Below are 13,182 nucleotides of genomic sequence, written 5' to 3'. Positions count from 1 at the left end.
GCATGTTGCGCCGCGCACGCCGGCCGGTAGCCGGTACCTATCAGGATCTGTCGGTGTTTCTGCAAGCCCCGAGTACGGTTTTCGCTCGAATCAACCGTTAGTCGCGTCAGCCCATCGATTCACCATCTGGGGAGAACTAGTGCAAAAAGACACAAACGAACACGATTCGGACGTTCAGACGACCACTGCTCACGCGCCTGACGCGCTAGAAGGTTGGCGCTTGCAGGTATCAGTGGCTGGTTTTGCCATGGCGATCGCTTTCCTTCTCGCTACACCGGCATATGACCTGTTCAAACATATTTTGCCTCTGTCATGGCGTGGAACGTCGAATGGCGTACTGGGTGGAACAATCGGGGTCTTGGCTTTCGTAGCATCCAAGCTTCGCGACGATGAACGCCTTGGCCTGACACTTTTGGGCAAAGAACCCGCGTCGAAGGAGCATGTGAGTTATTTGCGAAATCGTCTGTTGTCGGGGGTGCCATCTGGCTTCGTACTCTCCGTCGTGGCCGCTGCGTATTGTCCAAACCCGACCGACGCACTCCTTACCGCAGCCGGCATCGTTGGAGGAGCGTCCTCAACATTCCTGTCAACGGCAACTTCCGCAATCGACGCCTTCATTGCAAAAATTTCAGAAAAACCTGCGAGGAGTTCGGGCACGTCGCGCATCGTTCGAAAGCGCAGCCGCAAATCGGGTGGAGCAGAATAAATCCTCGGGATCGTGATGAGTTCGGTGTGTGCGCGTGATGCGGTCCCCATGTTGATGGAGGGCTTTCTCGACTCGCCTGCGGATCGATTTGCACCGACTCCCCACATCTAGGACGGCCTGGTGTCTGGTTGCTCCATGGCCGCGGCAAAAGTATGTGCCGGTATGGGTGAAACGCCTGAACAAGTTGAGAACGCCGCCGTGCACGTCAATCACCGCATCCGGCTTCCATGCGTTCAGAAACGACTCGTCCCCGATTGAAGCAAACCCGCACTCTCGGCCCATCGAAGCTAAATTACGGATAGCTGGAACCTCGTCGAAATTGTGCAACGCGCAACGGATTTTTGGAAAGCAGCAGACTTTGTTGTACACGAAGGGCGAACCTTACGTTCCAGCAGACTTTGTTGTGCACCGATAGCAAAAAAAATGGCGCCACGAAACCGTGGCGCCATCAAAAAGTTCTAGCCATTCCGAGGGCCGTGCTAGAACCTGAGAGACGGGATTCGACGTTCGCCGTAGGCGACGAGGGCCTCGAAAAGCAGCTTTGAGACACGCCGAGCGTGCGCCTGCTGAGACCTCAAACCGAAATCGGGTTCCATTTTTTATGGTTACGTTGACTAAGTCAAGAAAATTCTCGGAAGACTTGTACAGCCTGCACTACACTCTGCGCGAAGATTTCATAATAAGAAACTGAAACTTGTTCAAACCTGTGCGGCACGGCACCAAACACAATAAATCCTCCCGCCGGATGCAAGCAAATTCTAAAAATGAAATAAAGTTTCAGAATAATTAGCGCATGACGACCATGTCCACACTCCCAAGCAAAGCAGGCGCGGCCAACGAGCCCCGCGAAAAAGAAGGCTCCGGCGACGAAGTCACCGCCTTGGCGCGTGGCCTCACGGTGCTGCGTCGAATCGCCGCAGCCGACGCCCCGGTCAGCAACCGCGAGCTGACCGAACTCACCGGCATCCCCAAGCCGACGGTGTCGCGCATCACGGCGACGCTCGTCAGCGCCGGGTTCCTGTTTCAGCTTCCCGACAGCGAACGCTTCGTACTCACAGCGTCGGTGCTCGAGCTGTCCAACGGGTTCCTGCGCAACTTCGACATCCGCTCGCGTTCGCGGCCGTTCTTGATCGAGCTGGCCGAGCGCACGTCGCTGTCCGTGCATCTCGCGGTGCGCGACCGGCTCGACATGGTCGTGATCGATGTGATCCGGCCGCGCTCGGCGATTCTGGTCTCGCGCCTCGAAGTCGGCTCGCGGATGGACCTCACGCGCACCGCCGTCGGCCGCGCGTACATGGCGGCGCTCGATCCGCACGAACTCGATACGTTGCTGAGCGGCCTGCAAGTCGCCTCGGGCGACGATTGGCCCCACACACACGCCCGCCTCACGGCGGCGCTCGGAGAAACGCGCGCGAACGGCTTTGCGATCGCCACGAGCGAATGGTACGAAGGGCTCAACGCGATCGCGGCCGGCTTCGTCGGGCCGTCGGGCGCGCGCTACGCGGTGAACTGCGGCGGCGCAGCGCACATGTGCCCGCGCGAATGGCTGATCGAGCACGCGGCGCCCGCGCTCAGCGAATGCGTCGAGAAGATCATGCGCGAGATCGGCGGCTCGCCGGGCTACCGGCTCGATGTCTGAGGCGCACGCGGAACGCGCCCTAACGCAATGCATCGCCGCTCGGAGTCGACGCCCGGTCCCCTTCCCGCGCCGCGCCGATGCATTCTGTAACGCCCGTAACCCCTTGAAAAATACGCCGCTGGACTGGACCTGAGCCCCGCTTGTAGGATCATGCTTTCCGCGCGGCCGCAGCTTCTCGCCTTGGACCGGCGCCGCGCGCCACCGCTCTTTGCTTCGTCGAAACGCCGCCGGCGCACCGCCGCCCGGCACCACGCCAGGCCCCTCGCACATCGCGCGAACGCCACGCTTTCCGCGTCTGTTCATGGTCTTCGCAAAGCATCGCGAATTCAGTCAGTCAGCCAGTGTGTCTTCTGTCCGCGCCCCGCGAGCGGTGACGACGACGGACGCGAACGCATCGCGCGAGCTTCGACAATTCCACGCACGCTATTCATCGAACCGATGGCCGAACAAGAAAACGTCACTGAATCGCAACGCTCCCTCACGCCCGTGAAGGGGACGCCCGGCGCCGATCAGGCAATCGCTCGCGGGCGCCAGCCGCGCCGCAGGCTCGGCACGCTCGTCGTCGCCGCGCTGATCGCGGCGGGCGTGATCGCCTGGTGGCATCCGTGGAGCCGCACGAGCCCCGACGGTTCGGGCGCCACGGGCGCGCCGCACGCGGGACGCGGCGGACGCGGCGGCTTCCCGAACCAGGCGCAGCCGGTGGAGGTGGCCGCCGCCGTGCAAGGCGACATGCCGATCGTCCTCAACGCGCTCGGCACGGTCACGCCGCTGGCCACTGTCACCGTCAAGACGCAGCTCTCGGGCACGCTCCAGTCGGTCGAGTTCCAGGAAGGCCAGATGGTCAAGAAGGGCGACGTGCTCGCGCAAATCGATCCGCGCCCGTATCAGATCTCGCTCGACAACGCGCAGGGCGCGCTCCTCAAGGACCAGGCGCTGCTGCAGACGGCGCGCGTCGACTTGAAGCGCTACCAGACGCTGCTCGCGCAGGACTCGATCGCGAGCCAGCAGGTCGACACGCAAGCCTCGCTCGTCAAACAGTACGAAGGCCAGGTCAAGTCCGACCAGGCGAACATCGATACCTACAAGCTCGACCTCATCTATGCGCGCATCACGGCGCCGGTGTCGGGCCGCGTCGGCCTGCGCCAAGTCGATCCGGGCAACTACGTGACGCCGGGCGACACCAACGGCATCGTCGTCATCACGCAGCTGCAGCCGATCAGCGTGATCTTCACGACCTCGGAAGACAACCTGCCGTCGATCGTGAAGCGGACCCAAAGCGGCGCGAAGCTCTCGACCACCGCCTACAACCGCAACAACACCGCGCCGCTCGAATCCGGCTACCTCGATACGTTCGACAACCAGATCGACACCACCACCGGCACCGTCAAGCTGCGCGCGATGTTCGATAACAAGGAGCTGATGCTGTTCCCGAATCAGTTCGTCAACGCGCGGCTCTTGGTCGATACGATCCATGACGCGGTGATCGTGCCGACTTCCGCCGTGCTCAACGGCGCAAAAGGACCGTTCGTCTACGTCGTCAAGCCGGACAACACCGTCACCGTGCGGCAGATCAAGACCGGCCCGGTCGACGGCGAGCGCACGAGCGTCGCAGCGGGGATCGAAGTGGGCGAACGCGTGGTCACCGATGGCTCGGACCGCTTGAAGGAAGGCGCGCAGGTGTCGATTCCGGCCGAGCGCGCGCATGGCGCGCCGGGCGCATCGGGCGCGCACGCGGGCGGCGCCTCGCGAGCGTCCGAAGCGGCGGCGGCATCCGGCGCGCACCCCGGCCGTCGCAAGCACGCAGCCTCGGGCAGCGACAGCCAATGACGCCCCGCTCCCCCGCTGAGATTTGCTGATACTGCATGAATCCATCCCGCGCCTTTATCCTGCGCCCGGTCGGCACCGCCCTCTTGATGGCGGCCATCATGCTGGTCGGGCTCGTCGCCCTGCGCTTCCTGCCGATCTCGGCGCTGCCGGAAGTCGACTATCCGACGATCCAGGTCCAAACGTTCTACCCCGGCGCGAGCCCCGACGTGATGACCTCGTCCGTCACCGCGCCGCTCGAGCGCCAGTTCGGGCAGATGCCGTCGCTCAACCAGATGTCGTCGCAAAGCTCGGCGGGCTCGTCGGTGATCACGCTGCAGTTCAGCCTCGATCTGCCGCTCGACATCGCCGAGCAGGAAGTGCAGGCCGCGATCAACGCGGCCGGCAACCTGCTGCCGTCCGATCTGCCCGCGCCGCCGATCTACGCGAAAGTGAATCCGGCCGATGCGCCGATCCTCACGCTCGCGCTCACGTCGGACACGCTGCCCCTCACGCAAATCCAGGATCTCGCCGACACGCGTCTCGCGCAGAAGATCTCGCAGGTGGCGGGCGTGGGTCTCGTGAGCTTGAGCGGCGGCCAGCGGCCCGCGGTGCGGATTCAGGCGAACCCGCTCGCGCTCGCGTCGTACGGGTTGAATCTCGACGACCTGCGCACGACGATCTCGAACCTCAACGTCAACACGCCGAAGGGCAACTTCGACGGCCCGACGCGCAACTACACGATCAACGCGAACGACCAGCTGACCGACGCCGGCGCCTATCAAAGCGCCGTCATCGCCTACAAGAACGGCCGGCCGGTGATGCTCACCGACGTCGCGAAAATCATCGACGGCTCGGAGAACACGAAGCTCGGCGCGTGGGTCGGCTCGCAGAACGCCGTCACGCCGGACGCAGCGCCCTCGGTCAAGCCCGCGATCATCCTCAACGTGCAACGCCAGCCGGGCGCGAACGTGATCCAGGTCGTCGACAGCATCAAGGCGCTGCTGCCGCAACTGCAGGCGTCGCTGCCGGCGTCGATCGACGTCTCGGTCGTCACCGACCGCACCACGACGATCCGCGCCTCCGTGCGCGACGTGCAGTTCGAACTGGCGATGTCGGTCGTGCTCGTCGTGCTCGTGATGTACCTGTTCCTCGCGAACGTCTACGCGACGATCATCCCGAGCTTGTCGGTGCCGCTGTCGCTGATCGGCACGCTCGCCGTGATGTACCTGTGCGGCTTCTCGCTCGACAACCTCTCGCTGATGGCGCTCACGATCGCGACCGGCTTCGTCGTCGACGACGCGATCGTGATGATCGAGAACATCGCGCGCTACGTCGAGGAAGGCGACACGCCGCTCGAAGCGGCGCTGAAGGGCTCGAAGCAGATCGGCTTCACGATCATCTCGCTGACGGTGTCGCTGATCGCGGTGCTGATTCCGCTGCTCTTCATGGGCGATGTGGTCGGGCGCCTGTTCCACGAGTTCGCGATCACGCTCGCCGTGACGATCGTGATCTCGGCCATCGTCTCGCTCACGCTCGTGCCGATGATGTGCGCGCATCTCTTGCGCCACACGCCGCCGAAGGGCAGCCACACCTTCGAGGCGCGCGTGCATGGGTTCATCGACTACGTGATCGACCGCTACGCCGTCGCGCTGCGCTGGGTGCTCGACCGGCATCGCTCGACGCTGTTCGTCGCCGTCCTCACACTCGTGCTGACCGGCGTGCTCTACGTCGTGATTCCGAAGGGCTTCTTCCCCGCGCAGGATACGGGTTTGATCCAGGCCATCACGCAGGCGCCGCAGTCGGTGTCGTACGCCTCGATGGCCGAGCGGCAGCAGGCGCTTGCCGAGGCGATTCTCAAGAATCCGGACGTCGAGAGCCTGACGTCGTTCATCGGCGTCGACGGCAGCAACATCACGCTGAACAGCGGCCGCATGCTGATCAACCTGAAACCGCGCGATGACCGCAGCAAGACGGCGAGCGAGATCATCCGCGATATCCAGAAAGACGTCGCGCATGTGCCCGGCGTGTCGCTCTACATGCAGCCCGTACAGGATCTGACGATCGATTCGACGGTGAGCCCGACGCAGTATCAGTTCATGCTGACCGACCCGAACCCGGACGAATTCGCGAGCTGGGTGCCGAAGCTCGTCGAGCGCTTGAAACAGGCGCCGGAACTCGCCGACGTCGCCACCGATCTGCAGGAAAACGGCCAGTCGGTCTACGTCGAAATCGACCGCGCCACGGCCGCCCGCTTCGGCATCACGCCGGCCACGGTCGACAACGCGCTGTACGACGCGTTCGGCCAGCGCATCGTCTCGACGATCTTCACGCAGTCGAACCAATACCGCGTGATTCTCGAAGCCGAGCCGACGCAGCAGCACTACATCGAATCGCTGAAATCGATCTACCTGCCGTCGTCGACCGCATCGGGCGGGCAAGTGCCGCTGTCGTCGATCGCGAAGTTCATCGAGCGCCCCGCACCGCTCCTCGTCACCCACCTGAGCCAGTTCCCGGCCACCACGGTCTCGTTCAACCTCGCGCCGGGCGCCTCGCTCGGCGCCGCCGTCAAGGCGATCCAGCAAGCGGAGCAGGACATCGGCCTGCCGGCCTCGTTCCAGACGCGCTTCCAGGGCGCCGCGCTCGCGTTCCAGGCGTCGCTCGCCAACGAGCTGTTCCTGATCCTCGCGGCGATCGTCACGATGTATATCGTGCTCGGCGTGCTGTACGAGAGCTTCATTCACCCGATCACGATTCTCTCGACGCTGCCGTCCGCGGGCGTCGGCGCGTTGCTCGCGCTGATGATTTCCGGCCACGACCTCGACATCATCGGGATCATCGGCATCGTGCTGTTGATCGGCATCGTAAAGAAGAACGCGATCATGATGATCGACTTCGCGCTCGAAGCGGAGCGCGAGCAAGGCAAGCCGCCGCGCGAGGCGATCTACCAGGCGTGTCTGCTGCGCTTCAGGCCGATCCTGATGACGACGATGGCGGCGCTGTTAGGCGCCTTGCCGCTGATGCTCGGCACCGGCGCAGGCTCGGAGCTGCGGCATCCGCTCGGCATCGCGATTGCGGGTGGCCTGATCGTGAGCCAGTTGCTGACGCTCTTCACGACGCCCGTGATCTATCTCGGCTTCGACTCGCTCGCGCGGCGGCTGCGCGAACGCTTTCAGGGCGGCGCAAAGCCCGCGGCCGACGCCGGTGCATAAGCGATGAATTTGTCCCGCCCCTTCATCGCCCGCCCCGTCGCGACGACGCTGCTCGCGGTCGGCGTCGCGCTTGCCGGCGTCTTCGCGTTCGTGAAGCTGCCGGTGGCGCCGCTGCCCCAGGTCGACTTCCCGACCATCTCCGTGCAGGCGACACTGCCGGGCGCGAGCCCGGAGACGGTCGCGACCAGCGTCGCGAGCCCGCTCGAACGGCACCTCGGCACGATCGCCGACGTCACCGAGATGACGTCGCAAAGCTCGGTCGGCCAGACGCGCATCACGTTGCAGTTCGGCCTGAACCGCGACATCGACGGCGCCGCGCGCGACGTGCAGGCCGCGATCAACGCCGCCCGCGCCGACTTGCCCGCGAGCCTCAGAAGCAATCCGACCTACCACAAGGTCAACCCCGCCGACGCGCCGATCCTGATCCTCGGCCTCACCTCGCCGACGCTGCCGCCCGGCCAGCTCTACGATTCGGCGGCGACCGTGCTGCAGCAAGCGCTGTCGCAGGTCGACGGCGTCGGCGAAGTCGACGTCAGCGGGTCGGCCAATCCCGCCGTGCGCGTCGAGCTCGAACCGCAGGCGCTCTTTCATTACGGCATCGGCCTCGAGGACGTGCGCGCGGCGCTCGCCTCCGCGAACGCGAACAGCCCGAAGGGCTCGATCGAATTCGGCCCGAACCACATCCAGCTCTACACCAACGATCAGGCAAGCAAGGCCGAGCAGTACAAGGACCTCGTGATCGCCTACCGCAACGGCGCGGCGGTGAAGCTGTCGGATGTCGCCGAGGTGGTCGATTCGGTCGAAGACCTGCGCAACCTCGGTCTCATGAACGGCAAGCGCTCCGTGCTCGTGATCCTGTACCGGCAGCCGGGCGCGAACATCATCGATACCGTCGACCGCGTGAAGGCGATGATTCCGCAGCTGAAGGCGTCGCTGCCCGCCGACGTCGAGGTGATCCCGACCGTCGACCGCTCGACCACGATCCGCGCCTCGCTCAAAGACACCGAGCACACGCTCTTGATCGCGGTCGGCCTCGTCGTGATGGTCGTGTTCCTGTTCCTGCGCAATTGGCGCGCGACGCTGATTCCGAGCGTCGCGGTGCCGATCTCGATCATCGGCACGTTCGGGGCGATGTGGCTGATGGGATTCTCGATCGACAACCTCTCGCTGATGGCGCTCATCGTCGCGACGGGCTTCGTCGTCGACGATGCGATCGTCGTGCTCGAGAACATCTCGCGGCACATCGAGGCCGGCGTGCCGCGCATGCGCGCCGCCTACCTCGGCGCGCGCGAAGTCGGCTTCACGGTGATGTCGATCAGCATCTCGCTCGTCGCGGTGTTCCTGCCGATCCTGCTGATGGGCGGCATCGTCGGGCGGCTCTTTCGCGAGTTCGCGCTGACGCTTTCGCTCGCGATCGGCGTGTCGCTGCTCGTCTCGCTGACGGTCACGCCGATGATGTGCTCGCGCCTCTTGCGCGAGACGCATGACAAGGAGGCGGAGGAAGGCCGCTTCGCCCGCTGGCTCGAACGCGGTTTCATGGCGATGCAACGCGGCTACGAGCGCACGCTCACTTGGGCACTGGCCCGTCCGCTTCTGATCGTGACGATTCTGATCGTGACCGTCGGGCTGAACGTGTTCCTCTACATCGTCGTCCCGAAGGGCTTTTTCCCGCAGCAGGACACCGGGCGGCTCGTGGGCGGCATCATGGCCGACCAGAGCACGTCGTTCCAGGCGATGAAGGTCAAGTTCGCGGAGATGATGCGCATCGTCCAGAGCAACCCGGCCGTCGACAGTGTCGCGGGCTTCACGGGCGGCCGGCAGACCAACTCGGGCTTCATGTTCGTCTCGCTCAAGCCGAAGAGCGAGCGCAAGCTCTCCGCCGACCAGGTGATCGCGCAATTGCGCGAGCCGCTCTCGCACGTTGCCGGCGCGCAGACGTTCCTGCAGGCGGTACAGGACATCCGCGTGGGCGGCCGGCAATCGAACGCGCAGTATCAGTTCACGCTGCTCGCCGATTCGACGCCCGATCTCTACAAGTGGGGGCCCAAGCTCACCGACGCCCTGAAGCTGCGCCCCGAACTCGCCGACGTGAACTCCAACCAGCAGCAAGGCGGTCTCGAATCGATGGTGACGTTCGATCGCGCCACGGCGTCGCGCCTCGGCATCACGCCCTCGCAGATCGACAACACGCTCTACGACGCGTTCGGGCAGCGGCAGGTCTCGACGATCTACAACGCGCTGAACCAGTATCACGTGGTGATGGAAGTCGCGCCGCGCTACTGGCAGAGCCCCGACATGCTGAACCAGATCTACATCAGCACGACGGGCGGCTCGCCGAGCGGCGCGCAGACGACCAACGCGGTGGCGGGCACCGTCACGGCCTCGACGAAAAGCAGCACGTCCAGCACGTCCTCGTCGAGCGCCGCGAGCGTGGCCGCCGATTCCGCGCGCAACCTCGCGAACAACGCGATCGCAGCCAGCGGCAAGTCGAGCGCGTCGACGGGGGCGTCGGTATCGACCTCGAAGGAGCCGATGATTCCGCTGTCGGCGATCGCGTCGTTCGGTCCCGGCAACACGCCGCTGTCGGTGAACCACCAGGGGCAGTTCGTCGCATCGACGATCTCGTTCAACCTGCCTCCGGGCAAGTCGCTCTCGGACGCGACGAATGCGATCTACGAAACGATGGCCCAAATCGGCATGCCGGACACGATCCACGGCAGCTTCTCGGGCACCGCGCAGGCGTTCCAGCAGTCGATGTCGGACCAGCCGCTCCTGATTCTCGCGGCGCTCGCGGCGGTCTACATCGTGCTCGGGATTCTCTACGAGAGCTATATCCACCCGATCACGATCCTGTCGACGCTGCCGTCGGCGGGCGTGGGCGCCCTGCTCGCGCTACTGCTCTTCAAGACCGAGTTCAGCATCATTTCGCTGATCGGCGTGATTCTGCTGATCGGGATCGTGAAGAAGAACGCGATCATGATGATCGACTTTGCCATCGAGGCGTCGCGGCAAGGCATGTCGTCGTTCGACGCGATCCGTCAGGCGTGTCTGTTGCGCTTCCGCCCGATCATGATGACGACCATGGCGGCCCTCCTCGGCGCGCTGCCGCTCGCGTTCGGCAACGGCGAAGGCGCGGAGCTGCGGGCGCCGCTGGGGATCTCGATCGTCGGCGGGCTGATCGTCAGCCAGTTGCTGACGCTCTATACGACGCCCGTCGTGTATTTGTACATGGACCGCATTCGGGTGCGGTGGGAAAACCGCAAGGCGGACGGTTTGGCGCCTGGCGAGCAGGCTTGAGGCGGGAGGCCGCCTTAAGCCTCGTGCGGCGGCGGCCTGGGTTTCATACGCGGCCGGTTCGCCGCATCAGGCTTCGTCTTCCACGGCAAGCCCATCGAGCTTGCGCAGCACCGCCGAGCCTCGCGGCGTCAATCTGGCAATTTTCACACCGCTTGCGCGCCGCTCGATCTCGACGAGCGCCTTCTTCTCCAGCATCACAAAATCGAGGCGCTGGACTTCCACTTGATACGGGGCACGCTGCACGAGCAGCAGCGTGGATATTTCGTGAGGACTGAGCATCCGCTTCTCCATTCAGCTTGAGTCGCTTTCAGGTCATCCGAAGCATCCTACCTGCCCGGGAAGGCAAAACCGCTACAGGGTTGTTTCAAGTCGTTACTTCGTTACCGCGTTCATACCGAATCGCCTGTTTTCGAGGGGTTGCGCGATCACGTTGTTACGATTCGTATAAAGTGCGCGACCAAAATTCGTCTGCCCCTTTTATCGCAGCCGGCGCGTCTTTCATTTCCATCGGACTACCAATTTCTTGCGCGCCCTTCACTCCCCGCATCGTCATAAAACGGCCTACGTGCCGCTTGTTTTAAAGAAATCGTTTCACGTGTAAGCAACTGAAACAACTCCGATATCCCCGGTAATTGTATTGGGGGCACGGATGCCCTAGCCTTCAATCGCGTACTGCAACCGCATTTACACAAAACTATTTATTTGAATCAGGAGTCGATCGTGAAGTGGCTGAAAGCTTCCATCGCTGTCTGCGCGCTGGCTGCGATCGGGGTCAGCGGCGCCGCGCAAGCGCGCGTGTTCGTCGGGGTCGGCATTGGCGTGCCGGTCTATCCGTACTACCCAGTTGCGCCGGTTCCGTATTACTACCCGGCGCCGGTCGTCGTGGCGCCCGCCGATCCGGCTCCGGTCTACGTCGAGCAGAGTCAAGCCGGACCGGCTGCCGGACCTGACGCCGGACCTCAGCAGCAACCGGGCACCTGGTACTACTGCGACGCCGCGAAAACCTACTACCCGTACATCAAGCAATGCGCGGGCGGCTGGCGCGCCGTGCCGGCGAACCCGCCGGCGCCGAATCAATGACAGGAAGAGTTTCGCCATGAAACAAGCAAAATGGCTCGCGCTCGCCGCCCTTGCCGGGTTGAGCGCTTGCGCCGTGACGCCCGATGGACCGTCCGTGATGGCGCTCCCGGGCACCGGCAAGTCCTTCGACCAGTTCAAGGCCGACGACGCCTCGTGCCGGAACTATGCCTATCAGCAAGTGGGCGGGGTGACCGCGAATCAAGCGGCCGCGAACGCGGCGGTCGGCAGCGCCGTCGTCGGCACGGCACTCGGCGCTGCCGCGGGCGCGGCGTTCAACGGCGGTCAAGGCGCCGCGGTCGGTGCGGGCGTGGGCCTGTTGGCAGGCAGCGTCGTCGGCGCGGGCAACGCCCAAGCGTCGGGCTACGGCTCGCAGCGACGCTACGATCAAGCATATATCCAGTGCATGTATGCGTCGGGGAACAAGGTACCGATGGTCAACCGCACAATGAGCAGCGCGCCGCCTCCGGGCGCCTATTACTACAACTACTACGCGCCGCCGCCTCCGCCGCCAGGCGCCTATTACGCTCCGCCGCCGCCCGGCTATTGATCGACGGTCCGCTCGCGATCGGCTTGCGCAACATCTTCCGATCGAGCAAGAAAAGCTCCGGTGGCACTCCGGCACCGCGAGCCATGCACCGGCGCCCCGGGGGACGCGATGACTCGCATCCCCCGGGCGCCGTCAATTGAGCAACACGCGGCTACGCGCTTAGCTCATGGCGACTTATGCGTCACCGACCAATCCTTGAGCGCTTGCAGCGTGTTCTCGACGTGCTTGTCGGGCGACAAGCTCGTGTACTCGTAGAGGATCGTGCCGTCCGGCGCGATCAAATATGACACGCGATTCGCCAGCGATTTCTTCATCGGCAGGGCCGAGTCGTAGGCTTCGATGATGTGATTGTCCGGGTCGGCCGCGACCGGGAACTTGCTGCGGCATTCGCTCACCGAGAACTTGGTCAGCGTATCGATGTTGTCGTGCGACACGCCGATCACGGTCGCGCCGTATTGCTGGTACTCGTCGACAGCATCGGCAAACAAATGCGCTTCGATCGTGCAGCCCTTCGTGAAGGCCGCCGGATAGAAGTACACCACCACCGGACCTTTCTTGAGCGCGTCGGCGAGCGAGTAGTCGAAGGTCTTGCCGCCCAGCGACGCTTGCGTGCTGAAATCCGGAGCCTTATCGCCCGGTTTGAGCTCCGCCTGCGCCGGCAGCGTTCCCAGCGTCATGCTCAAGCCCAACGCCACCGCACTCGCCATTAGCCCTGCTTTTCGCTTCATAACATCCCCTCGAAACATTGGACGGCTCGATCGATTCAACGCGCAACGCGGCGCCGGGTGACACCTCGGATGACTCCGCGGCCGTCAGGCGCGTGCATCCGGCCTGTGCGGCTTGCGAGCCGCGCAGATCGCTATTGGACCACGCCCCGGAAATTGGCGTTTGGCGCGGC

9 protein-coding genes are annotated in these 13,182 nt (G+C 64.2%); 7 read left to right on the top strand and 2 right to left on the bottom strand.

Features of this window, described 5'->3' with window-relative positions; genetic code table 11:
• The first annotated feature begins 139 nt into the window (after positions 1–139).
• The 5 genes from FAZ95_RS07460 to FAZ95_RS07435 all read left to right on the top strand — a co-directional run bounded on the left by FAZ95_RS07460 (position 140) and on the right by FAZ95_RS07435 (position 10,657).
• Positions 140–706, top strand: coding sequence for a hypothetical protein (locus FAZ95_RS07460; protein ID WP_137331868.1), 567 nt, complete (start codon positions 140–142; stop codon positions 704–706).
• 793 nt (positions 707–1,499) lie between these two features.
• Positions 1,500–2,345, top strand: coding sequence for an IclR family transcriptional regulator (locus FAZ95_RS07450; protein WP_437437722.1), 846 nt, complete (start codon positions 1,500–1,502; stop codon positions 2,343–2,345).
• A 438-nt stretch (positions 2,346–2,783) separates the two neighbouring features.
• Positions 2,784–4,172: an MdtA/MuxA family multidrug efflux RND transporter periplasmic adaptor subunit gene (locus FAZ95_RS07445; RefSeq protein WP_137331865.1), complete on the top strand. Its 1,389-nt coding sequence runs from the start codon at positions 2,784–2,786 to the stop codon at positions 4,170–4,172.
• Between the two features lie 35 nt (positions 4,173–4,207).
• The gene (locus tag FAZ95_RS07440; RefSeq protein WP_137331864.1) at positions 4,208–7,360 is read left to right on the top strand and encodes an MdtB/MuxB family multidrug efflux RND transporter permease subunit; all 3,153 of its coding nucleotides are present in this window, start codon (positions 4,208–4,210) and stop codon (positions 7,358–7,360) included.
• 3 nt (positions 7,361–7,363) lie between these two features.
• Positions 7,364–10,657 carry an efflux RND transporter permease subunit gene (locus FAZ95_RS07435; RefSeq protein ID WP_137331863.1) on the top strand — a complete coding sequence of 1,098 codons (3,294 nt, stop codon included), beginning with the start codon at positions 7,364–7,366 and terminating at the stop codon, positions 10,655–10,657.
• A gap of 66 nt (positions 10,658–10,723) precedes the next feature.
• Here the strand turns inward: FAZ95_RS07435 and FAZ95_RS07430 are convergent, their stop codons facing one another.
• The gene (locus FAZ95_RS07430) at positions 10,724–10,936 is read right to left on the bottom strand and encodes a hypothetical protein (RefSeq protein WP_137331862.1); all 213 of its coding nucleotides are present in this window, start codon (positions 10,934–10,936) and stop codon (positions 10,724–10,726) included.
• 441 nt (positions 10,937–11,377) lie between these two features.
• Between FAZ95_RS07430 and FAZ95_RS07425 the strand changes: the two genes are divergently transcribed.
• Positions 11,378–11,737 (top strand): hypothetical protein, encoded by a 360-nt coding sequence (locus FAZ95_RS07425; protein WP_137331861.1) that lies wholly within the window; start codon positions 11,378–11,380, stop codon positions 11,735–11,737.
• Positions 11,738–11,753: 16 nt separating this feature from the next.
• On the top strand, positions 11,754–12,284 hold the full coding sequence (locus FAZ95_RS07420) for a hypothetical protein (RefSeq protein WP_137331860.1): 531 nt from the start codon (positions 11,754–11,756) through the stop codon (positions 12,282–12,284).
• Between the two features lie 164 nt (positions 12,285–12,448).
• Here the strand turns inward: FAZ95_RS07420 and FAZ95_RS07415 are convergent, their stop codons facing one another.
• Positions 12,449–13,012 carry a peroxiredoxin gene (locus tag FAZ95_RS07415; protein ID WP_137331859.1) on the bottom strand — a complete coding sequence of 188 codons (564 nt, stop codon included), beginning with the start codon at positions 13,010–13,012 and terminating at the stop codon, positions 12,449–12,451.
• Between the last annotated feature and the right edge of the window lie 170 nt (positions 13,013–13,182).

Source organism: Trinickia violacea, from assembly GCF_005280735.1.
Classification (GTDB): Bacteria; Pseudomonadota; Gammaproteobacteria; order Burkholderiales; family Burkholderiaceae; genus Trinickia_A; species Trinickia_A violacea.
Note: the sequence above shows the minus strand (reverse complement) of the source record. Positions and strands in the feature narration are given on the sequence as shown.

Coding starts and splice junctions, on each gene's coding strand:
- FAZ95_RS07445 (WP_137331865.1), top strand. CDS start 2,784: ATGGCCGAACAAGAAAACGTCACTGAATCGCAACGCTCCCTCACGCCC.
- FAZ95_RS07420 (WP_137331860.1), top strand. CDS start 11,754: ATGAAACAAGCAAAATGGCTCGCGCTCGCCGCCCTTGCCGGGTTGAGC.
- FAZ95_RS07440 (WP_137331864.1), top strand. CDS start 4,208: ATGAATCCATCCCGCGCCTTTATCCTGCGCCCGGTCGGCACCGCCCTC.
- FAZ95_RS07430 (WP_137331862.1), bottom strand. CDS start 10,936: ATGCTCAGTCCTCACGAAATATCCACGCTGCTGCTCGTGCAGCGTGCC.
- FAZ95_RS07450 (WP_437437722.1), top strand. CDS start 1,500: ATGACGACCATGTCCACACTCCCAAGCAAAGCAGGCGCGGCCAACGAG.
- FAZ95_RS07415 (WP_137331859.1), bottom strand. CDS start 13,012: ATGAAGCGAAAAGCAGGGCTAATGGCGAGTGCGGTGGCGTTGGGCTTG.
- FAZ95_RS07435 (WP_137331863.1), top strand. CDS start 7,364: ATGAATTTGTCCCGCCCCTTCATCGCCCGCCCCGTCGCGACGACGCTG.